At 61.8% G+C, this 25,878-nt stretch carries 26 protein-coding genes, 1 tRNA gene and 1 pseudogene; 20 read left to right on the plus strand and 8 right to left on the minus strand.

Features of this window, described 5'->3' with window-relative positions:
• Positions 1–34: 34 nt before the first annotated feature.
• Positions 35–2,026 carry a transketolase gene (tkt, locus tag X773_RS62825; RefSeq protein ID WP_023678508.1) on the minus strand — a complete coding sequence of 664 codons (1,992 nt, stop codon included), beginning with the start codon at positions 2,024–2,026 and terminating at the stop codon, positions 35–37.
• 260 nt (positions 2,027–2,286) lie between these two features.
• On the opposite strand from tkt, the gene X773_RS62830 reads away from it, so the two are divergent.
• From X773_RS62830 to X773_RS62845, 4 genes are all read left to right on the plus strand, one after another.
• On the plus strand, positions 2,287–2,559 hold the full coding sequence (locus X773_RS62830) for a DUF4164 domain-containing protein (protein ID WP_023678509.1): 273 nt from the start codon (positions 2,287–2,289) through the stop codon (positions 2,557–2,559).
• A gap of 4 nt (positions 2,560–2,563) precedes the next feature.
• Complete coding sequence (locus X773_RS62835; RefSeq protein ID WP_023678510.1) at positions 2,564–2,929, plus strand: cell division protein ZapA; 366 nt, start codon at positions 2,564–2,566, stop codon at positions 2,927–2,929.
• Between the two features lie 174 nt (positions 2,930–3,103).
• Positions 3,104–3,763 carry a peroxiredoxin gene (locus X773_RS62840; RefSeq protein ID WP_023678511.1) on the plus strand — a complete coding sequence of 220 codons (660 nt, stop codon included), beginning with the start codon at positions 3,104–3,106 and terminating at the stop codon, positions 3,761–3,763.
• A 150-nt stretch (positions 3,764–3,913) separates the two neighbouring features.
• Positions 3,914–4,786, plus strand: coding sequence for an MBL fold metallo-hydrolase (locus X773_RS62845; RefSeq protein ID WP_023678512.1), 873 nt, complete (start codon positions 3,914–3,916; stop codon positions 4,784–4,786).
• Between the two features lie 182 nt (positions 4,787–4,968).
• Here the strand turns inward: X773_RS62845 and X773_RS62850 are convergent, their stop codons facing one another.
• The 3 genes from X773_RS62850 to X773_RS62860 form a co-directional block, all read right to left on the minus strand.
• The gene (locus tag X773_RS62850) at positions 4,969–5,478 is read right to left on the minus strand and encodes a hypothetical protein (RefSeq protein ID WP_031212145.1); all 510 of its coding nucleotides are present in this window, start codon (positions 5,476–5,478) and stop codon (positions 4,969–4,971) included.
• 434 nt (positions 5,479–5,912) lie between these two features.
• The gene (gene rpoH / locus X773_RS62855; RefSeq protein ID WP_023678514.1) at positions 5,913–6,824 is read right to left on the minus strand and encodes an RNA polymerase sigma factor RpoH; all 912 of its coding nucleotides are present in this window, start codon (positions 6,822–6,824) and stop codon (positions 5,913–5,915) included.
• 187 nt (positions 6,825–7,011) lie between these two features.
• Positions 7,012–8,052 (minus strand): RluA family pseudouridine synthase, encoded by a 1,041-nt coding sequence (locus X773_RS62860; RefSeq protein WP_023678515.1) that lies wholly within the window; start codon positions 8,050–8,052, stop codon positions 7,012–7,014.
• Between the two features lie 26 nt (positions 8,053–8,078).
• Here X773_RS62860 and X773_RS62865 point away from each other — a divergent pair, with 26 nt between their 5' ends.
• The 3 genes from X773_RS62865 (at position 8,079) to X773_RS62875 (ending at position 9,031) form a co-directional block, all read left to right on the plus strand.
• Entirely contained in the window at positions 8,079–8,462 is a 384-nt protein-coding gene (locus X773_RS62865; RefSeq protein WP_023678516.1) for a hypothetical protein, read from the plus strand.
• On the plus strand, positions 8,459–8,866 hold the full coding sequence (locus tag X773_RS62870; RefSeq protein ID WP_023678517.1) for a VOC family protein: 408 nt from the start codon (positions 8,459–8,461) through the stop codon (positions 8,864–8,866). Before X773_RS62865 ends, X773_RS62870 begins: the two co-directional genes overlap by 4 nt.
• Positions 8,867–8,956: 90 nt before the next feature.
• Positions 8,957–9,031, plus strand: a tRNA-Glu gene (locus tag X773_RS62875).
• Between the two features lie 512 nt (positions 9,032–9,543).
• On the opposite strand, the gene X773_RS0138445 is transcribed toward X773_RS62875, so the two are convergent.
• Complete coding sequence (locus X773_RS0138445) at positions 9,544–10,611, minus strand: adenylate/guanylate cyclase domain-containing protein (RefSeq protein ID WP_031212146.1); 1,068 nt, start codon at positions 10,609–10,611, stop codon at positions 9,544–9,546.
• A gap of 116 nt (positions 10,612–10,727) precedes the next feature.
• Here X773_RS0138445 and X773_RS62880 point away from each other — a divergent pair, with 116 nt between their 5' ends.
• From X773_RS62880 to X773_RS62900, 4 genes are all read left to right on the plus strand, one after another.
• Positions 10,728–11,168: an SRPBCC family protein gene (locus X773_RS62880; RefSeq protein ID WP_023678521.1), complete on the plus strand. Its 441-nt coding sequence runs from the start codon at positions 10,728–10,730 to the stop codon at positions 11,166–11,168.
• 418 nt (positions 11,169–11,586) lie between these two features.
• Positions 11,587–12,168 carry a VOC family protein gene (locus tag X773_RS62885; protein WP_023678523.1) on the plus strand — a complete coding sequence of 194 codons (582 nt, stop codon included), beginning with the start codon at positions 11,587–11,589 and terminating at the stop codon, positions 12,166–12,168.
• Between the two features lie 27 nt (positions 12,169–12,195).
• Positions 12,196–13,062: a glutathione S-transferase family protein gene (locus X773_RS62890; RefSeq protein ID WP_023678524.1), complete on the plus strand. Its 867-nt coding sequence runs from the start codon at positions 12,196–12,198 to the stop codon at positions 13,060–13,062.
• 359 nt (positions 13,063–13,421) lie between these two features.
• Positions 13,422–13,826, plus strand: a complete 405-nt coding sequence (locus X773_RS62900) for a hypothetical protein (RefSeq protein ID WP_023678526.1) — start codon at positions 13,422–13,424, stop codon at positions 13,824–13,826.
• Between the two features lie 137 nt (positions 13,827–13,963).
• Here the strand turns inward: X773_RS62900 and X773_RS62905 are convergent, their stop codons facing one another.
• A complete protein-coding gene (locus tag X773_RS62905; RefSeq protein ID WP_023678527.1) occupies positions 13,964–14,179 on the minus strand; it encodes a hypothetical protein in 216 nt (71 codons plus the stop codon).
• Positions 14,180–14,513: 334 nt separating this feature from the next.
• On the opposite strand from X773_RS62905, the gene X773_RS62910 reads away from it, so the two are divergent.
• A complete protein-coding gene (locus X773_RS62910) occupies positions 14,514–15,485 on the plus strand; it encodes a DUF2865 domain-containing protein (protein ID WP_023678528.1) in 972 nt (323 codons plus the stop codon).
• Between the two features lie 83 nt (positions 15,486–15,568).
• On the opposite strand, the gene X773_RS62915 is transcribed toward X773_RS62910, so the two are convergent.
• Complete coding sequence (locus X773_RS62915; protein ID WP_023678529.1) at positions 15,569–15,922, minus strand: hypothetical protein; 354 nt, start codon at positions 15,920–15,922, stop codon at positions 15,569–15,571.
• A 652-nt stretch (positions 15,923–16,574) separates the two neighbouring features.
• On the opposite strand from X773_RS62915, the gene pstS reads away from it, so the two are divergent.
• Genes pstS through phoB form a run of 6 tightly spaced genes read left to right on the plus strand, consistent with a single transcriptional unit; the run spans position 16,575 to position 21,786 of the window.
• Complete coding sequence (gene pstS / locus X773_RS62920) at positions 16,575–17,636, plus strand: phosphate ABC transporter substrate-binding protein PstS (RefSeq protein WP_031212147.1); 1,062 nt, start codon at positions 16,575–16,577, stop codon at positions 17,634–17,636.
• A gap of 59 nt (positions 17,637–17,695) precedes the next feature.
• Positions 17,696–18,685 (plus strand): phosphate ABC transporter permease subunit PstC, encoded by a 990-nt coding sequence (gene pstC / locus X773_RS62925; protein ID WP_023678531.1) that lies wholly within the window; start codon positions 17,696–17,698, stop codon positions 18,683–18,685.
• A gap of 3 nt (positions 18,686–18,688) precedes the next feature.
• Entirely contained in the window at positions 18,689–19,540 is an 852-nt protein-coding gene (pstA, locus tag X773_RS62930) for a phosphate ABC transporter permease PstA (protein WP_023678532.1), read from the plus strand.
• The gene (gene pstB, locus X773_RS62935) at positions 19,537–20,340 is read left to right on the plus strand and encodes a phosphate ABC transporter ATP-binding protein PstB (protein ID WP_031212148.1); all 804 of its coding nucleotides are present in this window, start codon (positions 19,537–19,539) and stop codon (positions 20,338–20,340) included. Before pstA ends, pstB begins: the two co-directional genes overlap by 4 nt.
• A gap of 32 nt (positions 20,341–20,372) precedes the next feature.
• Positions 20,373–21,080, plus strand: coding sequence for a phosphate signaling complex protein PhoU (gene phoU / locus X773_RS62940; protein ID WP_023678534.1), 708 nt, complete (start codon positions 20,373–20,375; stop codon positions 21,078–21,080).
• Between the two features lie 16 nt (positions 21,081–21,096).
• Complete coding sequence (gene phoB / locus X773_RS62945) at positions 21,097–21,786, plus strand: phosphate regulon transcriptional regulator PhoB (protein WP_031212149.1); 690 nt, start codon at positions 21,097–21,099, stop codon at positions 21,784–21,786.
• Between the two features lie 9 nt (positions 21,787–21,795).
• On the opposite strand, the gene X773_RS62950 is transcribed toward phoB, so the two are convergent.
• Complete coding sequence (locus X773_RS62950; protein WP_023678536.1) at positions 21,796–23,040, minus strand: ROK family protein; 1,245 nt, start codon at positions 23,038–23,040, stop codon at positions 21,796–21,798.
• A 286-nt stretch (positions 23,041–23,326) separates the two neighbouring features.
• Between X773_RS62950 and xylF the strand changes: the two are divergent.
• Together xylF and X773_RS62960 are read left to right on the plus strand one after the other, a co-directional pair.
• Positions 23,327–24,360: pseudogene (xylF, locus tag X773_RS62955) on the plus strand (D-xylose ABC transporter substrate-binding protein).
• Between the two features lie 142 nt (positions 24,361–24,502).
• Positions 24,503–25,867: a sugar ABC transporter permease gene (locus X773_RS62960; RefSeq protein ID WP_023678537.1), complete on the plus strand. Its 1,365-nt coding sequence runs from the start codon at positions 24,503–24,505 to the stop codon at positions 25,865–25,867.
• Positions 25,868–25,878 lie beyond the last annotated feature (11 nt).

Below are 25,878 nucleotides of genomic sequence, written 5' to 3' on the forward strand. Positions count from 1 at the left end.
CGCTATGCCAGCCTTTGCCGGGCGGGGCTCACTTTCATTTGCCATGCAGACGGGCTTCCGCCGCCTTCACCGTTGCCTCGGCTGTGATGCCGAAATGCGGGTAGAGCTGTTCGATGGTGCCGGAGGCGCCGAAGCCGGTCATGCCGACAAAGATGCCGTCGGTGCCGATGAAGTGATCCCAGCCCTGACGGATGCCGGCTTCGATGGCAATCTTGAGCGGCGCATTGCCGATCGTCCTGCTGCGATAGTCGGCGCTCTGCTTGTCGAACAATTCGAAGCACGGCACCGAGACGACGCGGGTCGCGTGGCCGTGCTTTTCCAAGGCCTCGCGGGCGGCCAGCGCGATCTCGACCTCGGAGCCCGAAGCGAAGATCGTCACCGCCGCCTCGCCACTGGCGGCGGCAAGTTCATAGGCGCCGCGGCTGGAGAGGTTTTCCGCAACGAAGTCGTTGCGTACCGTCGGCAGGTTCTGCCGGGTCAGCGCCAATGTCGAAGGCGTCTTTTCCGACTCAATGGCCAACTGCCAGCATTCCGCGGTTTCCACCGCGTCGGCCGGGCGGAAGACATTGTGGTTCGGAATGGCGCGAAGTGCTGCCAGATGCTCGACCGGCTGATGGGTCGGGCCGTCTTCGCCAAGGCCGATGGAATCATGGGTCATGACGAAGATCGAGCGGATGCCCATCAGCGAAGCAAGCCGCATCGCCGGACGGGCATAATCGGAAAAGCACATGAAAGTGCCGCCATAGGCGATAATGCCGCCATGCAATGTCAGCCCGTTGAGCGCGGCCGCCATGCCGTGCTCGCGAACGCCGTAATGAACGTAGCGCTGGCCGTAATCGTCGGCGGTGATGTTCTTGGTCTGGCTGGTCTTGGTGTTGTTGGAGCCGGTCAAATCGGCCGAGCCGCCGATGGTTTCGGGCACGGCGCCGTTTATGACCTCCAGCGCCATTTCCGACGACTTACGGGTGGCGACCTTCGGCTTGTCGGCGGCGAGCTTTTTCTTGTAATCGCCAATGACGGCGTCGAAGTTGGCCGGCAGCGTGCCACTGATGCGGCGTTCGAACTCTGCGCGCAATTGGGCATCAGCCTTGGCAAGGCGGCTCTCCCAGTCGGTGCGCGCCTTGACGCTGGTCCGCCCGGCGGTACGCCATGCGTCGAGGCTGTCGGCCGGGACCTCGAAGGGCGGCGAATCCCAGCCGAAGAATTTTCTGGCGCCGGCGATTTCCTCGGCGCCGAGCGGCGAGCCGTGCGCCTTGTTGGTGCCGGCCTTGGTCGGCGCGCCGAAGCCGATCGTCGTCTTGCAGGCAATCATCGTCGGCTTGTCGGAGTGGCGGGCCGCTTCGATGGCATAGGCGATCGCTTCCGGGTCCTGGCCGTCGATATGGCTGGCATTCCAGCCGGACGCCTGGAAGCGGGCGACCTGGTCGGTGTTGTCGGCCAGCGACACCGGGCCATCGATCGAGATGTTGTTGTTGTCCCAGAAGACGATCAGCTTGTTCAGCTTCAGATGTCCGGCAAGCGCGATGGCTTCCTGGGATACGCCTTCCATCAGGCAGCCGTCGCCGGCCAGCACATAGGTGTAGTGGTCGACGAGATCATTGCCGAAAGCGGCATTCATGATGCGCTCGCCGAGTGCGAAGCCGACCGAATTGGCAAGACCCTGGCCGAGTGGGCCTGTCGTCGTCTCGATGCCGGCGGCATGGCCGTATTCCGGGTGGCCCGCGGTCCTCGACCCCAATTGGCGGAACTGCTTGATCTGGTCGATGGTGATGTCTTCGTAGCCGGTCAGATAGAGCAGCGAGTAAAGCAGCATCGAGCCGTGGCCGGCCGACAGGATAAAGCGATCGCGGTCCGGCCAATGCGGGTTCTTCGGATCGTATTTGAGAAAGCGGGTGAACAGCACCGTGGCGATGTCGGCGCAGCCCATGGGCAATCCGGGATGGCCGGAGTTTGCCTTCTCCACAGCGTCCATGGCGAGAAAACGGATCGCATTGGCCATCCGGTCATGTTGTTCGCGCGAAGTCATGCTTCCTCCAAAATGGGGGTTTGGGCCTTGGGAAAGCCCTTGAAAAGGGTGCGCGACACATAGCAGGCGCGGCCTTTTAGTCAACAAATCGGTGTGCTTTTGCCGGTCTTGTGATGGCCATGCGCGACTTACATTAGCGTTAGCAGGGGACAGTCGCGACAGCTTTATTGACGTGCGGTTCACACGACGCGTAATGTTTCAGGGATAACGCGTTCTGAACGTGGATGATTCGGTGATGGGCAGGGCGCAGGACGAAAGCCATGACCGGGGAAACGACCCTCAAGGAAGTCATTGCCAGGCTGGGTAAGGCCATCGACGGGCTGGAAAACGCCGTCGCGGCCAAGCTCGAGCATGAGCGGGACTATTCGGAAGCCGAGGCCGAAGTGCAGCGGATGAACGCCGACCGCTCGCGGCTGGCGCAGGAGCTCGACAATTCCGAAGCTCGCGCCGAACGGCTGGAAGATGCCAACAAAGAAGTGTCGCGAAGGCTGGTGACAGCCATGGAAACCATCCGCGCGGTACTGGACAGGTAGGCTAATGGCACAAGTCACGGTTTCCATCGACGGCAAGCAGTATCGGATGGCCTGCGACGAGGGCCAGGAAGAGCATCTGATCGATCTTGCCGAGCGCTTCGACCGCTATGTTTCGCATCTGAAGGATTCTTTTGGCGAGATTGGCGACCAGCGGCTGACCGTGATGGCCGGCATCATGGTCATGGACGAGCTTTCGGAACTGCAAAAGCGGGTCAAGGGCATGGAAAGCGAAGTGCTGACGCTGCGCAAGACGCGCGACGACGCACTGACCAAGGCCGACAAGAACGATTCCGCGCTGACCGGGGCGCTCGGCGCGCTGGCCCAGCGCATGGAAGACCTGGCGACGACGCTGGCAGTGAACAAGGCCTGAGCCAGCGCAGCGAAAATTCCTGCGGCATTTGCCGAGAAGCAATGAAAATATTTCGCCGCCGGGCTTGATGCCGGCGCAACAGGCATTTGAAGGATGACGCCGGAGTGATAGAAAGGCAAAAGCAGCGCCGGTCAACGCCGGCTGCGATCTGCACTCACAGGGTAGGGACACGCCATGAGCCTTCGTATCAACGATATCGCCCCGGACTTCACCGCTGAGACCACGCAAGGACCGATCAGCTTCCATGAATGGATCGGCGACGGCTGGGCAGTATTGTTCAGCCATCCGAAGAACTTTACGCCGGTTTGCACGACCGAACTCGGCACAATGGCCGGGCTCGAAGGCGAGTTCAGGAAGCGCAACGTCAAGATCATCGGCATCTCGGTCGATCCCGTCCAAAGCCATGAAAAGTGGCAGAACGACATCAAGACCGCGACCGGTCATTCGGTGAACTACCCGCTGATCGGCGACAAGGATCTCAAGGTCGCCAAGCTTTACGAGATGCTGCCGGCGGGTGCCGGCGAGAGCTCGGAAGGCCGCACGCCCGCCGACAATGCCACGGTGCGTTCGGTTTACGTCATCGGGCCCGACAAGAAGATCAAGCTGGTTCTCACCTATCCGATGACGACCGGCCGCAACTTCGACGAAATCCTGCGCGCCATCGATTCCATGCAGCTGACCGCCAAGCACCAGGTGGCGACGCCGGCGAACTGGAAGCAGGGCGAGGACGTCATCATCACCGCTGCCGTCTCGAATGAGGATGCCATCAAGCGCTTCGGCGCCTATGAGACGATCCTGCCATATCTCAGGAAAACCAAGCAGCCTTCCGCCTGAGCAGGCAGAGGCGGCACAGAGAGTTTTCGGTTTTCCTGGCCGTGTGAGCATGGGGTGCTTGACGATGCCTGGTTGACGGACAACCATGCCTTTAATTTGCCGTGGCAGAGAAAATCCTTCCTGCCGTGGTGAGGGGCGAAGGAGGCTGGATTGGACGCATTATCGGCCAGGTCGCAGGTCACCGGCTTCTATGACAAGCCGAGCGGGTCCGTCCAGTATGTGGTCGCCGACATGGCGACGCGCCGATGCGCCATCATCGATCCGGTGCTCGACTTCGACGAAAGGTCCGGTGCAACGGCAACGAAGAACGCCGACGCCCTGCTCGACTTCGTCAGGGAAAGCGGGCTGGAGGTCGAGTGGATCCTCGACACGCATCCGCATGCCGATCATTTCTCCGCCGCCCATTATCTGAGGGGGAGAACCGGAGCGCCGACGGCGATCGGCGAAAAGGTCATCGACGTCCAGAAATTGTGGAAGGTGATCTACAACTGGCCGGAATTCCCCGCCGACGGTTCGCAATGGGACAGGCTGTTCGCCGACGGCGCAACTTTTTCGGTCGGCGGCCTTCCGGCAAGAGTGCTGTTCTCGCCGGGCCACACACTGGCCTCGATCACTTACGTCATTGGCGACGCCGCCTTCATCCACGACACGCTGTTCATGCCGGACAGCGGCACCGCGAGGACGGACTTTCCCGGCGGCAGTGCCGAGCGGCTCTGGCACTCGATCGAGGACATCCTGGCGCTGCCGGACGAGACACGTCTGTTCGTCGGTCACGACTACCAGCCGGGCGGTCGCGAAGCGCGGTGGGAAAGCACGGTCGCGGAGCAGAAAGCCGGCAACATCCATGTTGCCGGCTGCAAGGCGGAAGCCGACTTCGTCGCGCTCCGCCAGGCCCGCGACAGGACGTTGCCGATGCCGCGGCTGATCCTGCACGCGCTGCAGGTCAATATGAATGGCGGACGCGTGCCGGAACCGGAATCCAACGGGCGGCGCTATCTGAAATTTCCGCTCGATTGCCTGTGAGGAGATGGGTCGCTGGCACTACAGTGCCATTCAGACTCGGCGCCGCCCTCATCGTTCTGCGATGGTCGTCCAAGCTATTGATCCTGATTCGATTTTTGCGATGTTTGAATCCGAGAGGTCCATGCGGGAGGACGGTGGTGGCAGCCGGATGAGGAGCAGCGCAGACGCCAGCCAGTCCAGCGTCAGGGTTTTGTTCGGCGGGCTAAATGTTCATACGTGATTTGCCAAGGATCGCTCTCGGAAGATCTTTCCTCGCCGATCCAATGGAAGCTGGTGGCAGTGATCTCAGTGAAACGCCATCGAGTTTGCAGACCGCGCGAGTCATTGCCGAGCTGGACAATGTCCTTACCCTCGGCCCGCCCGATCTGGCGCGAGTGATCCCGGTTGAGCGGGTCGTTCCATATGATATGCCAGCCATCGATCCCAGGGTCGAAGATGCGCAAGGTCGTACCATACATCGTCGACGGCGCAGGGCGCTTGGGCCTGATCCAAACGTCCTGAATCGCGCGGCCTTCGAGCACCCAGCCAAAATGGCATTCGCCATCCCATTTCTGGATTGTGCCGTCGTCGAGGTAGTGGACCGAGTCCATTTCCCAGCTTCCAATTAGCCATCCATACAGGGCCATGTCTTTCGCTCGGTCGGCTGGCGGACCTTCGGATCCGAGAGCGGCCAGAAACGGAGAAATGGTCATCGTCACACTGCCTTTCGTTTTCAATAAACGAGCTCAACTGCCCGGCGCAGCCCCGGCGGCTCGTTGTCGCGCTGCCTGCCGCGAGCGCCGGGTTGTGGAATGCCGCGGTCGGCGCCGCAACATTGCCGCCACAGCTTGCAGTCTTGCGGTTTTCAGGGCTTGGGGAAAATTGCGGTAATGCCGCTATCGATGCGATCGTCTGGGGGCTACTGAGCAGTTATAGCGGCGGATCGGACATCCGCGAAGGCGCCGCGGAACCGGCAACCCGCTAATGCATGTCGCGCAAAAGTGTGCAGCGGTTTTGCGATAACGACATGCATAAAAACAAGACTCTAAAGCGCGTCGCACAAGGCCGGCCGAACGCGACGCGCTTTAGAAAAAAACGGCGGCGCCAGTTACCTGACGCCGCCGTTATTTGTTTCTACCGGAAGGCCTTACGCCGCCGGCTGCGCCTCGATGGTGCGCAGCGCCTGCGTCTGGCGCTTGGCTGCGGCCTTGACCGCGTCCTGCACCTTCTCGAAGGCGCGCACCTCGATCTGGCGCACGCGCTCGCGGCTGATATCGAACTCGGCCGACAGCTCTTCAAGCGTCAACGGCTCATCGGCGAGGCGGCGCGCCTCGAAGATGCGGCGTTCGCGGTCGTTGAGCACGGCAAGAGCGCCCGACAGCATGCCGCGCCGGTTTTCCAACTCGTCCTGCTCGATCAGCATCTCTTCCTGGCTTTCGTGGTCGTCGACCAGCCAGTCCTGCCATTCGCCGGACTCGCCTTCACTGGCCCGGATGGGCGCATTGAGCGAGGCGTCGCCCGACAGACGACGGTTCATCGACACGACTTCCGCTTCCGAGACGTTCAGCCGGGTGGCAATCTCGGTGATCTGATCGGGCTTCAAATCGCCTTCGTCGAGCGCCTGGATCTTGCCCTTCACCTTGCGCAGGTTGAAGAACAGGCGCTTCTGGTTGGCGGTGGTGCCCATCTTGACCAGGCTCCACGAGCGCAGGATGTATTCCTGGATCGAGGCCTTGATCCACCACATCGCATAGGTGGCGAGACGGAAACCGCGCTCCGGTTCGAATTTCTTGACGGCCTGCATCAGGCCGACATTGCCTTCCGAGATCACCTCACCGATCGGCAGGCCATAGCCGCGATAGCCCATGGCGATCTTGGCGACGAGCCGAAGGTGGCTGGTGACGAGCTTGTGCGCAGCCGTGGTGTCCTCATGCTCGGCATAGCGCTTGGCGAGCATGTACTCTTCCTGCGGCTGAAGCATCGGAAAGCGGCGGATTTCTTCCAGGTAGCGGCTGAGACCGCCTTCGCCGGAAACGATACTGGGTAATGACTGGGCCATGATAGCGCCCCCTCTCTATTGGAGTGATGCCCCCGAAACGCGGCGGGCATGTGGCGCGAATGCCAAAGGCACATTCGCACCAACCGACATATATAGGAACAAAACCAGAAAGACAGGCATTTGTTCAACACGAAACAGTGTGTCACGTTGAAGTGAACAGCGCCGGTCAGGTTTTCAGGTGGTTGGTTCAGAGCTTGCGGAAGCCGTCGACGAGTTCCTCCATGTCCCACGGTATCGGTGCTTCGAACCTCATCGTTAGATGGGTATCCGGATGCCGAAATGCAAGGAGGCGGGCGTGCAAAGCTTGTCGCGGAAACGTTTTTACCTTGCTTCTTAGCGGCTCGGGCAACCGATTGGCCTTGGTGCGGAAAGCCTGGCCGTATTCGGGGTCGCCAATCACCGGATGGCCGATATGGGCCATGTGGACGCGTATCTGGTGAGTGCGACCGGTTTCCAGCCGGCATTCGACCAGGCTCGCCGTGGCGAATTCCTGCTGCTGCTCGCCAAAGCGCTCAACGACGGTGAAATGCGTGACGGCGTGGCGCGCATCGTCGCGGCCTTGCTGCACCACGGCGCGGCGTACCCGGTCGGCGGCGCGGCCGAGCGGCGCGTCGACCGTCCCGGTCGGCCTTGCCGGTATGCCCCAGACCAACGCCAGATACGCGCGCTCGAGATCGCCGGTCAGGCCGTGGTCGGCAAAGGCCTCCGACAACGCCTTGTGGGCGCGATCGGTCTTGGCGACGACCATGACGCCACTGGTCTCCTTGTCGAGGCGGTGGACGATGCCCGGCCGTCTCACCCCGCCGATGCCCGACAGGCTGTCGCCGCAATGATGGATCAGCGCGTTGACCAGCGTGCCGGTCCAGTTGCCGGCGCCGGGATGCACGACCAGCCCGGCCGGCTTGTTGATGACGATCAACTCGCTGTCCTCGTAGAGGACGTCCAGCGCAATATCTTCGCCTTGCGGCGCCGCCGGTTCCGGCTCCGGCACGTCGACCGACACGCTGTCACCTTGTGCCATCTTGCGCTTCGTTTCGTCGACCTGCCTGCCGCCGATCCTGACCGCGCCCTGCTTTATCAGCATCTGTACCCGGCTGCGCGACATGTCGGGGCCGAGCCTAGCCGCCAGCCATTGGTCGAGCCGCTGGCCGGCCGCATCGGCGCCCGCCTCCAGCACGATCGGTCCGGCCCCTATTAATTGTCTGACCTCTTCGTTATGAGCGCTCATCGAAAACAGTTCCGGAATCTGCTGCCATGGCCCGGCCGCTTGCCGACGAAGACGAGGAAAAGCCGCTCGACCCCGAGGTCGAAAAGGTGCGGAGGAAGCTCGTCCGCTTCGTCGCCATCAATCTCGGCCTGCTGTTCCTCGCCCTTATGGTGGTGATAGCAGCACTTGTCTACAAAGCGCGCAACGCGCCGCCTGCCGCCCCTCCGCTAAGCAGCGACATCCAGGTGCCGATCGGCGAAACGGTCAACGGCGACATCGTGCTGCCGGTCGGCGCCAGGGTGATCAGCCAATCGCTGTCCGGCAATCACCTGTCGATCGACGCCGAGCTGCCCGACGGCAGCCGCGCCATCTTCGTTTATGACATCACCGAGCGCCGCATCGTCGGGCGTTTTTCGATCAGGAACAAATGACCGGTTTTGCCGAACACCGCAGCATTGCCACGGTCGCGCTTGTCGTCGCAAATTATGACGAGGCGATCTCGTGGTATGTCGACCGGCTGGGTTTTGTCCTCACCGAAGATGTCGATCTCGGCGGCGGCAAACGCTGGGTCACGATCACGCCGGGCAACGGGCAGGGCGCGCGGCTGCTTCTCGCCGAGGCATCCGGCGATGCGCAAAAGCACGCCGTCGGCAACCAGACCGGCGGGCGGGTCTTTTTGTTCCTCGAAACCGACGATTTTGCCCGTGACCATGCGTTGATGCTCGAAAAGGGCGTCGAATTCCGCGAGGCGCCCCGGCACGAGACCTATGGCACTGTGGCGGTTTTCGCCGATCTCTATGGAAATCTCTGGGACCTGATCGAGCCAAAACGCTAGGCTTGCAGCGGATATTTCACCGGCGCGATCGGCAGCCGTAAGCCTAGTTGCTTTTTCCCAGCCGTCAGCCTATATCGCCGGTTCTTGAACGCGCCCATCGTCTAGCGGTCAGGACACCGCCCTCTCACGGCGGGAACAGGGGTTCGATTCCCCTTGGGCGTACCAAGTCTCTCCAAGCTCTCGGCAAACCATCAATCCGATCCATCGCCTTGAGTCGCGGCGGGTTTGGCTCATTGCCGCTTCTGGCGCAGCGGAGCCGATTGCATTAGCATTGCATCGTGGGTCTTGAGGCACAGCGTTAGCGGCGCGCAGAACGTCGCGCTGAACAGGGCAGTCGATGCCACGCGGGGAGGAGCCAGATACAGAAACTACAATCGCAAGGCGTCCATCACGCTGGTCGGCACTGCCTGGAGCCGACCTGAGCTACAGCTGCCGGCGGCGGATCGTTTTGGCGAGCTCGGCGAAGGCGCCTCTCCCTCGAAGGGTGGATGCCGGGAAGGCCCTTAGCACCGGCCAGCGAAGCTGCGCGCGACGCGCATGGCTGGGCTCTAAACGCGCCATACTTTAGTTGCAGTATCGTAGCTTCTTTGCCGTTCGAATTTCTCTCGGTCATGGCTTCGCACGATACCAAGATATGCTGCGAACGACACATCCACGGCGGGGCTCAACCATTCGATCTATTCCGGCAAGCCGAAAAGTGTTTGCGCGCCTGCTATTCCTCCGAGCGGATGACTGCCCATGGCGATCATCCGCTCGGTAGTTTCTGCCTCGAACACTGTCGACGCGAGCACCGTCCGTCCCAACGGCTTGCACAGCCCTTCGATGCGGCTGACAAGATTTACAGCCTTGCCGATCGCGGTGAAGTCCAACCTGCCGGCAGTGCCGATATTCCCCCAGAGTATCTCGCCGACATGCAGGCCAATGCCATATCCGAGCTCAGGGCCGCCATTGCGGCGCCGAGTTTGGTTGAGATGATCTATCCCGGCGCGCGTGGCCTTCACGGCGCGTACCGCAGCGTCACATGCGGCATTTGCATCGCGCTCGCCAATCGGGAAAATCGCGAGGACGCCATCACCTATAAACTTGAGAACCTCACCACCAAATGCGTGCACCGCGCCGGCGACGCAATCGAACCAGGCATCAAGTACCAATACGATCTCGTCTGCATCATGAACCTCGGATAGATCGGTGAAACCTCGAAGGTCCGCGCACAGAAGCGCAGCCCGTATCGTCTCTCCCTTTAATCGACGAGAATGACCGTTGAGCACATGTGCTGCACTGCGCTTTCCCAAATATGCTTCGAGCAATGCGCGTTTCGCGGACCGTTCTGCGAGTGCGGTCATCGGAGCCGCAGCAAACCGGGAGATTTGCCGCAGCAGCTCTGACTGCGCCTCATCCGGAGTATGATCGAACGCCCACACCAAAGTCGGTGCGACACCGCCCGCTCGCTCGTCGAACACGATCGCCCGCGTCGTGCCAAGCCACTCCCGCAGCACGAGCCGGGGATCGGCATTCTGGCGGTCGGCGCCTATCCCCAAACCCTCGACCACTTCACCCCCAGACGCTCGCCAGAGCCAGATACGGCGTGAAATGATTGGGTCGGGAGCATCCTGCGCCAGCGCGCCGGCGATGATCGGCAAGCCGTCTTCCAGCAAATGCGTTGAGAGCTGCAATAGAAGTCGCCCACCGTCGCCAATATGCGCGGCGTCGTCCAGAAGGAATGAAAGCGACTTTGCGAGAAGCATCGGTAGAAGGTCACTCGGCTCCGGCTTATGCTTACGCCTCGAACATCTTCTTGCAACTCCCCATATTCGCTTCAATCATGCACGGCATTCGATGCGGATGTGACCTGGAGTGAGCGATGGCGGAATCGGTTTACACAGAAATTGAGGTCGCCGCGCCACAAGCGACCGTGTTCGCGCTTTTGACGGATCCGGACCAGATCGTGCGATGGATCGGGACCGAAGCGAATTTGGATGCATCGCCGGGCGGTCTGTTCCTCGTCAATGTCGGTGGTCGCCATATGGCGCGCGGTGAGTTCACCGAGGTGATCCCGGTCCACCGTCTTGCCTACAGTTTTGGCTGGGAAGACAACGAGACAGTGCCGCCCGGCTCCAGCCATGTCGAGATCGACCTGATCGCGAGGGATGCGGGGACACTGATCCGCTTCACGCACAGCGGACTGCCGAACGCAAAGGAGCGTGACAGCCACCGAAGGGGATGGGAGCACTACCTCTCAAGGCTGAAGATCACTGCCGATGGGGGACATGTCGATCCCGATGTGCCGATGAAGAATATGTGATTTTCATCTAAGGGCCACGGATGCCCGTAATCCGAACCAGGCGCGGCATGCGTCAACGAGGCCCCTTTGACCTGCCGTCGCCAAACCGGCCGCTCGGGAAACCCAGCGACCTGCGGGCCGCCGCACCATTACAGCTGCCGGCGACGGATCGTTTCAGCGAGCTCGGCGAAGGCGTCCGCGATCCCGGTGCCGCTCTTGGCGCCTGCGTGGAGTTCTTGAAACTCAGCGCTTCTGGCGCAACGCCTCGGATTGAATTAGCATCCGTTCATCAAAGCTCCGGCCGCACTCCTGCAGGATGCGGAATGCGGAGCGCAGGCGAGCGAGGCCGGGCGCGGTCACATGCCGGGCGCCGATCCAAGCGCGACCGGGCATCCGAACTTCCGTTCGGCGGCAAGACGGCGTGGCCGGGAGGAGTCAGATGCAAAAACTACAATCGCAAGGCGTCCATCACATCACGCTGGTCGGCGCCGGGCGTCAGACCTCGATCGATTTCTGGGAGGGCGTGCTTGGCATGCCTTTCATCTTCGAGCAGCCCAACCTCGACAAGCCAAGCGAAAGCCATCTCTATTTCGATCCGGGCGACGGCCGGCTGATCACCGTCTTCACCGACGAAAGCCGCACGCCGGTCAAGCGGCGCACGCCGACCGACACGGGCTGCGTCCATCATATCGCTTTCGCGGTGTCGCGCGTCACCTTTCTGCAGGCGGCTGCCCGGCTCGACGAGCGCGCCATCAAGCACAGCGGCGTCAAGGATCGCGGCTTCATGGACTCGATCTATTTCGAGGATCCGCTCGGCCTGCTGATCGAACTCGCCTCCTACCGTTTCGAACCGCCGGCGGGCTTCACTCATGCCGACGTGCTGATGCAGGCGCACAAGATCCGCGTCGCGCGCGGCGACTACAACATCGCCGAAGTGCACCTTGCCGATGCGATCCAGGCGCTTGTCGAGCGCTCGCGCACGACCTTGTCGGAGGATCGCGCACCGAAAAATCCATACTGACGACACGCCAAACAAAGGGAGGACATAATGGCAAAGACAGCAACGAAGAGTGCGAAAAAGCCCGCCGCCAAGGCAGCCAGGCCAGGAGCGAAGCCGGCGGCCAAAGCCGCCGCCAAGTCAGCGGCGAAAGTGGCAAAGCCGGCGGCCAAGGTCTCCGCCGAGAAGCTGGCGCCGAAGGCCAAGGCGAAACCGGCGAAAAAGCCCGCGCTCTCGCTCAGCATGCTGAAGCCCAGCGTCAACAATATGAGCGTTCGAGTGTTTGCACGCGCCGCCGGGCTCGACCATTCCGAGACCGACGTATGGGGTCTCACGCGCTCGCCCGAATACATGGCGCGAAACCCGGCCCATCTTACGCCGATGATCGAGGACAAGGGCCTGCCGAGAGGTGTCTTGTGGGAAAGCTGCGCCATCATGCAGTATCTCGCCAACAAGCACGGGCTGGAGAAATTATATCCCAAGGCGCCGGCCAAGCGGGCAATGATCGACAGCGCCATGTTCTACCTGATCGGGACGCTCTACCCCTATGTGGCGCGCGCCACATATCCTGTACTGAATTTCCCGCAATATGCCGGCGAGGTCGGCCACAGCGACGCTCATCCCGACAAGAAGTCGGAAGCCCAGAAGGCCGCTATAGAAGCGATAGCCGAGCCGCTGGAGGTGTTTCACAGCTTCTTCAGGAACGGCAAGCCGTTCATCGGCGGCAAGAACCCGTCGATCGCCGACATCCGTTTGGCGGCGACGCTCGAGTTCCTCGCCGTCATCGACTACGCGCTGCCCCAATGGGCAAAAGACTATATGGCGGCGATCGAGAAGAAGCTCGGCAAGGCCTATGCCGAGCCGGCCGCCGACGTGCGCGGCTATATCGCCTATGTGCGGTCGCAGGCCAACGCCTGAGGCACAAGCCAATAGCGGTCGTCCGCACGTCTGCAGGAGCCCGTAATGAACTGGGGATTTTTTTAATCTCCCCTGTTTGCACGATGTGGGGAGCTTAAGGTTTTGTTAACCTAAACCCTTTCTACTGAATCCACCTCCAGCCCGCGACCACGGATGTACTGGCGCGGATGGGAAGCAAAGGTCGGCTGCGCGCCGGCCTTTTGCTTATTTCAGCCCCTGTCGAAGTTGCGCCAGACGGCGTTTCACGACGCCTGCATGGCTGATGAAACGCGTCGCCGCCATCTTGTCATCGCCGCTGTCGGCCCTACCATCGAAGTTCGTCCCGTCCTCGAGGGCGGTTCAAGGACAGAGGCCCTGCCATGAAAAGCATTGCTGGAATGATGGTGATTGCAGGCGCCATGCTGGCGGGTGCAGCCGGTCAATCGAAAGCAGCGACGCTCAACACCATGCCCGAGGTCGGGGCTGCCATCCAGGCGTGCTGGACCCCGCCGGCGAATGCCGGGAATTCCACCGTCACCCTGAGCTTCAGCTTCAGGCGCGATGGCACGCTGATCGGCCGGCCCAAGCCGACCGCCATCCGCGTCGCCGGCGAGGAGAAGACGCGCCAAGCTTTTGTCGACGCGGCGGTCGCGGCCGTGGACCATTGCCTGCCGTTGAGCTTTTCACCGGCGCTGGCTGAAGGCATCCCGGGCAAGGTGTTCACTCTGCAATTCAACTCGCCCAAACAAGAACAGGCTGCACCGCGAGTGAAGGCTTCGCCTTGATCTTTTCCAAAAACCGGATTCCACTTTTCGGGATCTAGTGCATGTCGCGCAAAAGTGTGCAGCGGTTTTGCGACAACGACATGCATTAGACAAGAACCTAAGCGCGTCGCATGAGGCCCGGTCGACCGCGATGCGCTTTAGTGGCGCCTTCGTCTGGCCTCGACATGTCGCGCCAGTTCCGGCATCTCGAAGACATAGTCGCTCCAGGCCGATTCCGGTATCTGGCCGGCGAGATAGCACTCCAGCAAAAGCCTCTGCTCGTGGTCGAGTGGCCTCGGTGCGCGTTCATGGTCCAACCCAAGTGAATGGAACAGATTCCTGGTCAGGTCCGCGACAGTGAAGTGGATCGACATTTGCGGTCTCCTCCTTTGGCCGCTCAACGCCGATCCCAGGGCTAAGGTTTCAGCAACGGCCGGCCGGTAACGCCGGATTGATCGCGATGCCGAACCCGCCGCGCGCATCAAAACTTCGCCGTGGCGGGCGTCCGCCGGCGTTGCTGCCGGTTCGTCTCAATCTTGAAATAAAAATGTAATATTGAATTTACACGAGTGGATCTAATACACTAGAGCTAAAGTCTCTGGTGGCGATTTGATCTACTCCAATTAGGAAAGACTGATTTAGCTAGTACTTATCCATAGTCGACAAAGAAATCCTGTTCTCGGTGCAACAAGGATAATGGTCGTTCCAATGACACGCTTCTGGCCCCTCACGATTCTGATGCTGGTGTCGGCAATAGCCGTTGCGCTCGGCACATCCTTCTCCTACGCGGATAGCTGCGGTGCCATCAGGAGCCAATTGCTTTCGGCGGGGCGCAGCGGCGGGACCAGCCCCGAGCTTGCCCAACTGCGCCGGCAACTCGCCGCGATTCAAAAGCTTGAGAGACAACGCAGATGCACGGCGAGAACGGCCGGCTTCTTCTTCAATCCCTGCGCCGACCTGGTCAGCAGCAAGGCGGAGGTGCAACGGCAGATCGCCAGACTGTCGAATTCGAGCAGGGACACGTCCGGATTGAAGGCCAGGTTTGTCGCGCTGGGCTGCGCCGCCCCCGCTGCCAAGAAACAGCCGGCGCAGCAACGCACGGCACCCAAGGCCCAGTCCGCAGGCACAACAATTGGCGGCAATCGGATGCTGTTTTGCGTTCGCTTGTCGGACGGATATTTCTTCCCCGCGCCAAAATCGCAGTTCGCCAAGGGCGACGATCTGAAGGAAACGGTCGATCAGTGTCGCTACATCTGCGACGATGCCGGCGTCGACCTCTATACGCTGAGCGACGCCACTCGCGAGACCGAGGAGATGGTCGCGCTCGAGTCGGGAAAACCCTATGTGGAGCTACCTGCCGCGTTCCGGTACCGCGACGACGCGAACTTCAAGGCCTGCGACGTCAAGCGCTATTACCGGCGCGTCGCCGAGCTCAGGGCACGAACCGTGACACCGGCCAACATGAGCAACGCCATCATTCCGTTGCCGACGGCAAAGCCGGATCTTGGCGTCGTCGCGGAAATTCCTGAATCCGGGATCGAAACTGCCGGTGCCGCTCTCGCAGGGGCAAAAACGCCGGTTTTCGAGGTGCCAGGGATTGCCCAGCATCAGTCGATCGAGAAAGCGATCGGCGCGCGGCCGGTGAGAGTGGTCGGGCCGGCCTTTTTCCCGGCGGACTGACCAGGGCGGGCGATGTTCCGAGACGGCTGGCCGGATAGCCGCTTCAAGGCCTGGAGCCGTACGCATCGACGGACGTCGGCTGGTTATTCGCAGACCATGCGGGCCCGTTTGCCGGGCTCGCTGACATTCTTGCAAGTTAGCGGCTTCGTCGGCTCCGGCGACAGCATGGGCGGGTTGTTGGTGATCCTCCTCCGAGGCGTTGCAACGGAAGCCGCGCTCCTGCGCACCGCCGGCCTTTTCGGCGTTTGCGGCGCCACTGGAAAGACGTCGGTCTCCAGTTGCGACTGTTCGGCTTGCGCCTGCGGCGAAGGCCTGTCCCAGAAACGGCGAACATCGAGCGGCTTGGGAATGATGACGGTGCCGTCATAGCTGCGCGCGCAGCCGCTTCCCAGAGGCAGCGCCAGGCACAGGAAGACAGGCAGAATCCGTCGAGACATCAGCAATACCCCTGCAAGCTTATAACGCTGCTTCGGCCTAACCGACAACCGGCGGAATAGGGCGAAGGGAGTAGATACCGTGAAGTAGAGTCGTCGCACTTCCAGTCGAAGGCGTTGCTCGAAGATCGAGCGCCGGGTCGGGCGCGGATGGAGGTCCAGCGCGAGTTAGAACCTTGCGATTCGTCAACGCTTCCAGCGTAAGGCCATGGTGCGATCGCACCATACCAAAGCTGCGCTCAGTGGCGACAATGGGATATTCGAAGTTCCGCTCCTCCAGTTACGGGCGGGAGCAGCGACCGCCGGCAAGAAACAGGGTCAGATTTACCCCAACGGACCTGTTTCGGCGATGGCGCGGCCATGACACGTTCTGGCTGCATGCAACGCGCTCCCGTCCGGCTTTTTTCTTTTAAAGCCGGTGGCTACGATCGCCGAGCAGACGATGCCGGCCGGAATTCACGCAAGCTGCTGATTCCAGCGGCAAACCGCGGCCCATGCCGACAAAGCCCGCGGCCGCTCCTTCTTAACCCGGCTGGGCGCCGTTACCGGAGCGACATGAAACTGTCATGCGACTGTAATAATCGGGGGCTATTGGCCTCAGCGGGCGCCGGAGGAATGGCGCCGAGAGACCATATTCCGAACAGGAGCAGGCCACATGAGACATTTCATCCGCTCGGCGGCCGTTGCGATTGCAATGGCTGCGGCGACGACCACTCTCACCCTGTCCGCCGCGCTCGCCGCGGACATCTCCGGCGCCGGCGCCACCTTCCCCTACCCGATCTATGCGAAGTGGGCCGACACCTACAAGAAAGACACCGGCGTTGGCCTTAACTACCAGTCGATCGGTTCCGGCGGCGGCATCAAGCAGATCAAAGCCAAGACCGTTACCTTCGGCGCTTCGGATGCGCCGCTCAAGGGCGACGAGCTTGAAGCGACCGGACTGGCTCAGTTCCCGATGGTGATGGGCGGCATCGTTCCCGTCGTCAATCTCGAAGGCATCAAGCCGGGCGAGTTGGTTCTCGACGGCCCGACGCTGGCCGACATCTTCCTCGGCAAGATCACGAGCTGGGATGACGAAGCGATCAAGAAGCTTAATCCGGACGTCAAGCTGCCTTCGCAGGCGATCGCGGTCGTTCACCGTTCCGATGGTTCGGGCACGACGTTCAACTTCACCTATTACCTCGGCGACGTCAGCGCGGACTGGAAAGAAAAGGTCGGCGTCGACAAGGCCGTGGAATGGCCGGTCGGCATCGGCGCCAAGGGCAATGAGGGCGTTGCCAACAACGTTTCCCAGACCGGCGGCGCGATCGGTTATGTCGAATATGCCTACGCCAAGCAGAACAAGCTCACCCACACCGATATGATCAACAAGGACGGCAAGAAGGTCGAGCCCACCGCGGCGGCGTTCTCGGCGGCAGCGGCCAATGCCGACTGGAGCTCGCAGCCGGGCTATGGTGTCATCCTCGCCAACGAGCCGGGCGCCGAGTCCTGGCCGATGACGGCGGCAACGTGGATCCTGCTCTACAAGAAGCCGGATGATGCCGCGACCACCGGCGAAGCGCTCAAATTCTTCGCCTGGGCATACGACAAGGGCGACGAGATGGCCGGCGAGCTGGACTACGTTCCGATGCCCGAAAAGGTGGTTGAGAGCGTCAAGGCCATGTGGGCCAAGGAAGTCGTCGGCGACGACGGCAAGCCGCTCTACTCGGCTATGTAATCTCCTCCAGGGAGGGCGTCGATGGCGCCCTCCCTGTTGCCTTCAATCGCGAGGACCCAATGACCATCGCTTCCGATGCCATGCCATCATCTGCAGCAGCCCGGGCCAGGGAAGCTACGGTGCGGCGCTTCGCGCTCACAGATGCCCTATTCCGCGGACTCACCCGCGCTTCCGCAATTCTTGTGCTGGTCATCCTCGGCGGTGTCGCGATCTCGCTGTTTGCCGGCTCATGGCAGGCGCTGTCGTCGTTCGGTTTTTCTTTCCTGACGACTGAAAGCTGGAATCCGGTCACGGAAAAATTTGGCGCACTGGCGCCGATCTACGGCACCCTGGTCACGGCGGCCATCGCCATCCTGATCGCGGTTCCGATCGGCATCGGCATTGCAGTCTTTCTCACCGAGCTCTGCCCGCGCCCGCTCAGGCGCCCGATCGGCATAGCGGTCGAGCTGTTGGCCGGCATTCCTTCGATCATCTACGGCATCTGGGGCCTGTTCGTGTTCGCGCCGTTCCTGCAGACGGCGATACAGCCCTTCATCATCAACGTCTTCCACGGCGTGCCGGGACTATCCAGCCTTTTCGCCGGCCCTCCTTACGGCATCGGCCTTCTGACCTCGGCGCTGATCCTTGCCATCATGGTGCTGCCCTTCATCACCTCGATCACCAAAGACGTCTTCGATACGGTGCCGGCGGTGCTGAAGGAATCGGCCTATGGCATCGGTTGCACGACCTGGGAAGTGACCCGGCGCGTGGTCATTCCCTATACCCGCATCGGCATCATGGGCGGCGTCATGCTTGGCCTGGGCCGGGCGCTCGGCGAGACCATGGCGGTGACCTTCGTCATCGGCAACGCCCACCGCATCAGTGCCTCCCTGTTCGCGCCGGGCACGACGATCTCGGCGACCATCGCCAATGAATTCACCGAGGCCGACGGCGACCTCTACACCTCCTCGCTGGTTTCGCTCGGCCTGATCCTCTTCGTTATCACCTTCCTGATCCTTGCCGCCGCCCGCTATATGTTGATGCGGATCGACGCCCGTACGGGAGCCTGACCGATGTCGACATCCTCATCGCTCCACAGCCGCCGCAAAGCCAGGAATTCGGTGATGATGGCGCTTTGCGTCGTCGCCGCCGGCATCGGGCTTGCCTGGCTGGCGCTCATTCTCGGCGCACTGGTCTATAAGGGCACAGCCGGGCTTTCGCTCGCGGTCTTCACCGAGATGACGCCACCACCGGGCGAGGCCGGCGGCCTGCTCAATGCCATCGCGGGCAGCCTGCTGATGACGATCATCGCCGTTGTCGTCGGCACGCCGATCGGCGTGCTGGCGGGAACCTACATGGCCGAGTATGGACGCTTTTCGCGCATCACCACCGTCGTCCGCTTCATCAACGACATCCTGTTGTCGGCGCCGTCGATCATCATCGGCTTGTTTGTCTATGAGCTGATGGTGCGGCCAATGGGACATTTCTCGGCCATTGCCGGCGCCGTTGCGCTTGCCATCCTGGTCATTCCGGTGGTCGTGCGCACCACTGAAGACATGCTCAACCTGGTGCCGAACGCGTTGCGTGAAGCCGGTGCCGCGATCGGCGCGCCACGCTGGGTGGTGATCCGTTCGGTCGCCTACCGCGCCGCATTGTCCGGCATCGTCACCGGCATATTGCTGGCGATAGCACGCATTTCCGGCGAGACGGCGCCGCTGCTCTTCACCGCGCTCAACAACCAGTTCTGGAGCAGCAATATCAACGCGCCGATGGCCAGCCTGCCGGTGACCATCTTCCAGTTCGCTCTCAGCCCTTACGAGGAATGGCAGCAACTGGCGTGGACCGGCGCACTCATAATCACCCTGACGGTTCTGGGCTTGAGCATCCTCGCCCGCAGCCTTACCGGACGCAGAGAGGACAGGTGACACAGATGTTGTCCCCAGACATGACGATGGCCGAAACGGTCGTCGAGAAGACGAAGATCGAGGTCAAGAATCTCAACTTCTACTACGGCCAGAGCAAGGCGCTGAAGGACATCAGCCTGTCACTGCCTGAGCGCAGTGTCACGGCCTTCATCGGCCCTTCGGGGTGCGGGAAATCGACGCTGCTGCGTGTGTTCAACCGCATCTATGAGCTCTACCCAAAACAGACGGCCGAGGGCCAGGTGCTGCTCGACGGCAAGAACATTCTCGACCGGTCGCAGGATCTCAACCTCCTCAGGACCAAGATCGGCATGGTGTTCCAGAAGCCGACGCCGTTCCCGATGTCGATCTACGAGAACATCGCCTTCGGCGTCAGGCTCTACGAGAACCTCGGCAAGTCCGAGATGGACGGCCGCGTCGAACAGGCGTTGAAGCGCGCCGCGCTGTGGAGCGAGGTCAAGGACAAGCTCAACGCCAGCGGCTTGAGCCTGTCCGGCGGCCAGCAGCAGCGGCTCTGTATCGCCCGCACCGTGGCCGTGAAGCCGGAAGTCATTCTGCTCGACGAACCGGCTTCGGCCCTCGACCCGCTGTCGACTGCCAAGATCGAGGAACTGATCGACGAATTGCAAGCCGACTATACGATCGTCATCGTCACCCACAACATGCAGCAGGCGGCGCGCGTGTCGCGCCAGACCGCCTTCATGTATCTGGGTGAACTGGTCGAGTTCGACCGGACCGAGAAGATCTTCACGTCGCCCCGCGAGAAGCGCACGCAGGACTACATCACTGGCCGCTTCGGCTGAGCCGTTCCGATCATGCATATGAGGACAGGACTATGGGCGAACACACAGTCGCTTCTTTCGACGAGGATCTCGAGCAGATCAGCAAGCTGATCCGCGACATGGCCGACCTCGCCGGTTCGATGGTCGGCGGGGCGACCAAGGCCCTGTTGAATTCCGACAACGTGCTGGCGCAACGCGTCGTTTCCGACGACGCCATCATGGATGCGCGTCAACGCGAACTGGACGACCGCGCCATCACCCTGATCGCCAAACGCCAGCCGATGGCCCACGATCTTCGCCATGTGGTCGGAGCGATCCGCATGGCGGGCGACCTCGAACGCATCGGCGACCTTGCCAAGAATATCGCCAAGCGCGTGAGTGCGGTCGGCCTCAGCGCCACGCCGCGGGACCTGTCGCATTCCATCGACGCGATGGCGCAGCTGGTTCTCATCCAGGTGCAGGGTGTCATCGAGGAATATGCTGCAGGCGATGCGGCCGCGTTGGCCAAGCTGCGTGCCGCCGACGAGCGCATCGACGTCAAATACACGTCCGTGTTCCGCGAGCTGTTGACCTACATGATGGAAGATCCGCGCAACATCACCGCTTGCACGCACCTGCTGTTCTGCGCCAAGAATCTGGAGCGGATCGGCGACCATGTCACCAACATCGCCGAAAATGCGTATTATGTGCTGACCGGCGAGCAATTGCCGGTCAATCGTCCGAAGCAGGACGAAACGACAATGTCCGCACCGGTGACATGATGGGGGTGCCCAGCCGATGATCGCACCACGCATAATGGTGGTGGAGGACGAGGAGCCATTGGGTGTGCTGCTCCGCTACAATCTCGAATCCGAAGGCTACCAGGTCGAGGTGGTGACACGCGGCGACGAAGCCGAGATCCGTTTGCAGGAGAATGTGCCCGACCTTTTGGTGCTCGACTGGATGATACCAGCGGTTTCCGGCATCGAGCTCTGTCGTCGGTTGCGGGTGCGCCCCGAAACCGAGCGGCTGCCGATCATCATGCTGACCGCGCGCGGCGAGGAGAGCGACCGGGTGCGCGGGCTTTCGACCGGCGCCGACGACTATCTGGTCAAACCGTTTTCGACACCGGAATTCATGGCCAGGGTCAAGGCGCTGCTGCGGCGCGCCAAGCCGGAAGTGCTGTCCAGCGTGCTGAAGGTCGGCGACATCGTGCTCGATCGCGAATCGCACAGGGTCTATCGCAAGAAGAGCGAAATCAGGCTCGGGCCGACCGAATTCCGGCTGCTCGAGTTCATGATGCGGCATCCGGGCCGTGTCTTCTCGCGCAGCCAGTTACTCGATAATGTCTGGGGCGAGACAATCTACATCGACGAACGCACCGTCGACGTGCATGTCGGGCGGCTGCGCAAAGCCGTCAACAACGGCCGGATGCCGGATGTCATCCGCACCATCCGCGGTGCCGGCTATGCGATCAGGGAAGATTGACCCGCCTGGTCAGGCTACGTTCTTTCTGACGCTGGGCCTCATTTGCGCGCCCGGCGCGAAAATCTCCTGGTCGACGAAGCTTAGCGCCCGCATCGCGCAGCCTTCGCGGATCAGCGGCAATTCGTTCGGCTCTGTATCGAAGGAGATCGAGTCCGAATGCTGGCCGCCGGCGGTCTGGGCGATTGCCTTCCGCAAGGCCGGCTCGATCAGATCGAAGGCGGCGGCACTGGCGCCGACCATCGCGACCGGTGCCGGATCGATCAGCGCGAACAGCGAGCCGAGACCGAAACCCAGCGCTTCGCCGGCCTTGCGGTAGGCCTCGCGTTCCGGCCCATCTTTCTCGCGCGCCCGGGCCGCCAGTGCTCGCATGTCGGCGTCGCTGACGTCGGCGATCGGTTCGCTTTCTTCGCTCATCTGCCTGGCGTTGCGCCAGATGGCGTAGTTGCCGGCATAGGCCTCGATGCAGCCGCGCCGCCCGCAACGGCAGAGCGCGCCGCCCGGACGATGGATCATGTGGCCAAATTCGCCACCCGAGGAATGCGTCCCGGTGAACAGTTCGCCCTTCAGCACCAGCCCCATGCCGATGCCATGCGAAAGCAGGATGGCGATGAAGTCGTCGCGATAGCGATCCGGATTGCGCCAGCGCAAAGCCACCGCCATCATGTTGCAGTCGTTCTCCACCGTTGCCGGGATGCCGAATTCGTCCTCCAGCATGTCGGCAAAGGCGATGTCGGTCTGCGGCGTGATCGGCGACCACAGCATGGCGCGTGCAGGGGAGTCGGTAATGCCCTGAATCGCCAGGGCGATGCGGGCGACACTGCGGACGTCAAGGTCTGGATCCTGCAGCCGGCGCCGGACGATGGCCATGCATTCACGGATCAGCTCGTCGCGCGGCATGGTCAGCGTGTCCAGCCGGCGCTGTTCCTCGGCGACCACCTGTCCCGTATAGTCGATAATGGCGGCCGACAGGAAATTCAGCGACAACACCACGGTCAGCACCGCCGCCGCTTCCGGGTTGAGGGCGAGGCCGACCTGCGGACGACCGCGTTTCAACGAAACGGGCTCACTTGCCTTGCTCTCGGCGAGGATGCCTTCCCGTATCAGGTCGGAAGAGATCGCCGATATGGTCGAATGACTGAGGCCGGTAGTAGCTGCGATCTCAGTACGCGATGGCTGGCCGGCCCGGCGCACCGCCGAGATCACCATCGCCCGGTTGCGCCGGCGCAAATCGTCATGGCGGATTCCGACCGACATTGTTTTGCTTTCCTCCCGGTTGCCGCGGCCGCTCATGAACCGGAAGCCGTCGGTAATGTCCGACAAATAGTGTCGGACGCAGGCAAATAGTGTCAGATGCAGGTGGCGCTGTCATCGTTTATTCCGACGCTCGAAAAAACTCGCAGAGTCATCAAAATCCATCAGAATCGATGTTGACAGCAGCCGGAGATCGGGCCAGTATTTTTTCGAGGCTCGAAAAAATTAGAGCTTCTAAGCTGGTCTTTGAGCCAATTGGTCACGCCGTACGCGGCGCAGGGAGGATATGATGAAGAAATTCACGACCGCCATTCTGGCGGGTGTCGCCATGACGCTGGCGCTGGCGTCGGTGGCGCAGGCTAAAGACAAGGTCATCGGCGTTTCCTGGTCGAACTTCCAGGAAGAGCGCTGGAAGACCGACGAGGCCGCAATGAAGGCGGCCATTGAGGCCGCAGGCGACAAGTATATTTCCGCCGACGCACAGTCCAACCCCGGCAAGCAGCTCACCGACGTCGAGAGCCTGATCTCGCAGGGCGCCAGCGCACTGATCATCCTGGCGCAGGACGCCTCGGCCATCGGGCCGGCCGTGCAGAAGGCACTGGACGAAGGCATCCCGGTCGTCGGCTATGACCGGCTGATCGAGAACAAGGACGTGTTCTATCTGACCTTCGACAACAAGGAAGTCGGCCGCATGCAGGCCCGCGAAGTCTTCAAGGTGAAGCCGGAAGGCAACTACGTCTTCATCAAGGGTTCGGGTTCCGATCCGAATGCCGATTTCCTGTTTGCCGGTTCGATGGAGGTGCTGAAGGAGGCCATCGACGGCGGCAAGATCAAGAATGTCGGCGAGGCCTATACGGACGGCTGGCTGCCGGCCAACGCTCAGAAGAACATGGAACAGTTCCTGACCGCCAACGACAACAAGGTCGATGCCGTGGTCGCCGCTAATGACGGCACTGCCGGCGGCGTCGTCGCCGCGCTGACGGCGCAAGGGCTGGCCGGATCGGTTCCGGTTTCGGGCCAGGACGGCGACCACGCCGCGCTGAACCNCTCGGCACACAGACCGTGTCGGTGTGGAAGGATGCGCGCGAGCTCGGCAAGAATGCCGCCGAGATCGCCTCGCAACTGGCCGACGGCAAGCAGATGACCGACATTGCCGGCGTGAAGGATTTCACCACGCCCGGCGGCAATACCGTCAAGTCGCTGTTCCTGACCCCGGTCGCCATCACCAAGGACAACCTCAACGTCGTCATCGACGCCGGCTGGATCAAGAAAGAAGAGGTCTGCGCCGGCGTGACGGCTAGCGCTGTTGCAGTCTGCAACTGAGCCGACGTTTCCGAGAAGTCCGAACGCCGCGGCCGCTCGCCGCGGCGTTTTTTCAACAAGAGTTGTTTTTCCGCTTCCGGCGGATAACTTCTAGGCTGCTTCCGGCATCCGCGGCAGACGGCAACCCGGCGGGAGAAACATCATGACCGACACGACGCCCAACACGCCGGTAGACAGCACGGCAGACCGGGCACGGGAATCCGAGCTCGGCATCGTTGCCCGATTTCTCAAGGCAACCGAACTCGACACGCGCATGCTCGGCATGATCGGCGCGCTGCTGGTCATCTGGGTCGGCCTGCATGTCATTTCCAGCGTACGGCTCGGCGTCAATCCGTTCGACTTCGACAGCCGGACCTTCCTGACGCCACGCAATCTCTGGAACCTGTCGGTGCAGACTTCCGCCGTGGCCATAATGGCCGCCGGAATGGTGCTGGTTATCGTCATGCGCAATATCGACCTGTCGGTCGGTTCCGCCGAAGGCCTGATCGGCGTGGTCATGGGTTTTGCGCAGGTGCATTTCCTGGTGCGAATGGTCGGTCTGCAATTAGGCAACCCCTGGATCTGGATCCTGGCACTGGCCATCGGCCTGGCGCTTGGCCTTCTGATCGGAGCGTTCCAGGGATACATCATCGCTTATCTCGAGGTGCCGGCCTTCATCGTGACGCTGGGCGGCCTTCTGGTCTGGCGGGGTGCCGCATGGTGGGTCGTCAGTGGGCAGACGATTGCGCCGCTGGATGCCACTTTCCAGCTGATGGGCGGCGGACCGACGGGTTCGATCGGTGCGCGATGGAGCTGGATCGTCGGAATTGTCGCGTGCCTGGCGGTTGTGTTCATGCTGCTCAACGGGCGGGTGCAGCGCAAGCGGTTCCGCTTCCCGTTACGCCCGATCTGGGCCGAGACGTTCCTCGGAGCCGTCACTTGCCTTGTCATCATGGGCGCCATATGGCTTGCCAATTCCTATCCTTGGCCGGTCGGCATCGTGAACAGATATGCGGCGGCCAACAATATAACCGTTCCCGAAGGCGGGCTGTTCATCGCCCATGGCATCGCCATACCCGTGCTGATGGCTGTAGCCGTAGGGCTGATCATGACCTTCATCGCCAAGCGTACCCGTTTCGGCCGCTATGTCTTCGCCATCGGCGGCAATCCGGAAGCAGCCAACCTTGCCGGTATCAACACGCGCTGGGTGACCATGAAGGTGTTCATGATCATGGGCGTGCTGGCGACGATCGCCGCAGCGATCTCGTCAGCCAGGCAGAACTCGTCGACCAATGCGCTGGGCGCGCTGGACGAGCTCCTGGTCATCGCGGCGGCGGTGATCGGCGGCACGTCGCTCGCCGGCGGCTCCGGCACAGTGCTCGGCGCAATGCTCGGCGCGCTTTTGATGCAGTCGCTGCAGTCCGGCATGGTGCTGCTCGGCATCGATTCGCCGCTGCAGAGCATCGTTGTCGGAGCCGTGCTGGTGGTCGCGGTGTGGCTCGATACCGTCTATCGCAAACGGGTCTGAGCATGATCCCG

It is taken from the genome of Mesorhizobium sp. LSJC280B00, assembly GCF_000502835.1.
GTDB lineage: Bacteria > Pseudomonadota > Alphaproteobacteria > Rhizobiales > Rhizobiaceae > Mesorhizobium.

Bases quoted from the DNA above. Each gene is read 5' to 3' on its own strand.
- X773_RS62890 (WP_023678524.1), top strand. From the start codon at position 12,196: ATGGCAAAGACAGCAACGAAGAGTGCGAAAAAGCCCGCCGCCAAGGCA.
- phoB (WP_031212149.1), top strand. From the start codon at position 21,097: ATGATCGCACCACGCATAATGGTGGTGGAGGACGAGGAGCCATTGGGT.
- X773_RS62910 (WP_023678528.1), top strand. From the start codon at position 14,514: ATGACACGCTTCTGGCCCCTCACGATTCTGATGCTGGTGTCGGCAATA.
- pstA (WP_023678532.1), top strand. From the start codon at position 18,689: ATGTCGACATCCTCATCGCTCCACAGCCGCCGCAAAGCCAGGAATTCG.
- X773_RS62905 (WP_023678527.1), bottom strand. From the start codon at position 14,179: ATGTCGATCCACTTCACTGTCGCGGACCTGACCAGGAATCTGTTCCAT.
- X773_RS62835 (WP_023678510.1), top strand. From the start codon at position 2,564: ATGGCACAAGTCACGGTTTCCATCGACGGCAAGCAGTATCGGATGGCC.
- rpoH (WP_023678514.1), bottom strand. From the start codon at position 6,824: ATGGCCCAGTCATTACCCAGTATCGTTTCCGGCGAAGGCGGTCTCAGC.
- X773_RS62880 (WP_023678521.1), top strand. From the start codon at position 10,728: ATGGCGGAATCGGTTTACACAGAAATTGAGGTCGCCGCGCCACAAGCG.
- X773_RS62950 (WP_023678536.1), bottom strand. From the start codon at position 23,040: ATGTCGGTCGGAATCCGCCATGACGATTTGCGCCGGCGCAACCGGGCG.
- X773_RS0138445 (WP_031212146.1), bottom strand. From the start codon at position 10,611: ATGCTTCTCGCAAAGTCGCTTTCATTCCTTCTGGACGACGCCGCGCAT.
- tkt (WP_023678508.1), bottom strand. From the start codon at position 2,026: ATGACTTCGCGCGAACAACATGACCGGATGGCCAATGCGATCCGTTTT.
- pstC (WP_023678531.1), top strand. From the start codon at position 17,696: ATGACCATCGCTTCCGATGCCATGCCATCATCTGCAGCAGCCCGGGCC.
- X773_RS62850 (WP_031212145.1), bottom strand. From the start codon at position 5,478: ATGACCATTTCTCCGTTTCTGGCCGCTCTCGGATCCGAAGGTCCGCCA.
- X773_RS62960 (WP_023678537.1), top strand. From the start codon at position 24,503: ATGACCGACACGACGCCCAACACGCCGGTAGACAGCACGGCAGACCGG.
- X773_RS62860 (WP_023678515.1), bottom strand. From the start codon at position 8,052: ATGAGCGCTCATAACGAAGAGGTCAGACAATTAATAGGGGCCGGACCG.
- X773_RS62830 (WP_023678509.1), top strand. From the start codon at position 2,287: ATGACCGGGGAAACGACCCTCAAGGAAGTCATTGCCAGGCTGGGTAAG.
- X773_RS62915 (WP_023678529.1), bottom strand. From the start codon at position 15,922: ATGTCTCGACGGATTCTGCCTGTCTTCCTGTGCCTGGCGCTGCCTCTG.
- X773_RS62885 (WP_023678523.1), top strand. From the start codon at position 11,587: ATGCAAAAACTACAATCGCAAGGCGTCCATCACATCACGCTGGTCGGC.
- X773_RS62865 (WP_023678516.1), top strand. From the start codon at position 8,079: ATGGCCCGGCCGCTTGCCGACGAAGACGAGGAAAAGCCGCTCGACCCC.
- phoU (WP_023678534.1), top strand. From the start codon at position 20,373: ATGGGCGAACACACAGTCGCTTCTTTCGACGAGGATCTCGAGCAGATC.
- pstS (WP_031212147.1), top strand. From the start codon at position 16,575: ATGAGACATTTCATCCGCTCGGCGGCCGTTGCGATTGCAATGGCTGCG.
- X773_RS62840 (WP_023678511.1), top strand. From the start codon at position 3,104: ATGAGCCTTCGTATCAACGATATCGCCCCGGACTTCACCGCTGAGACC.
- X773_RS62900 (WP_023678526.1), top strand. From the start codon at position 13,422: ATGAAAAGCATTGCTGGAATGATGGTGATTGCAGGCGCCATGCTGGCG.
- X773_RS62870 (WP_023678517.1), top strand. From the start codon at position 8,459: ATGACCGGTTTTGCCGAACACCGCAGCATTGCCACGGTCGCGCTTGTC.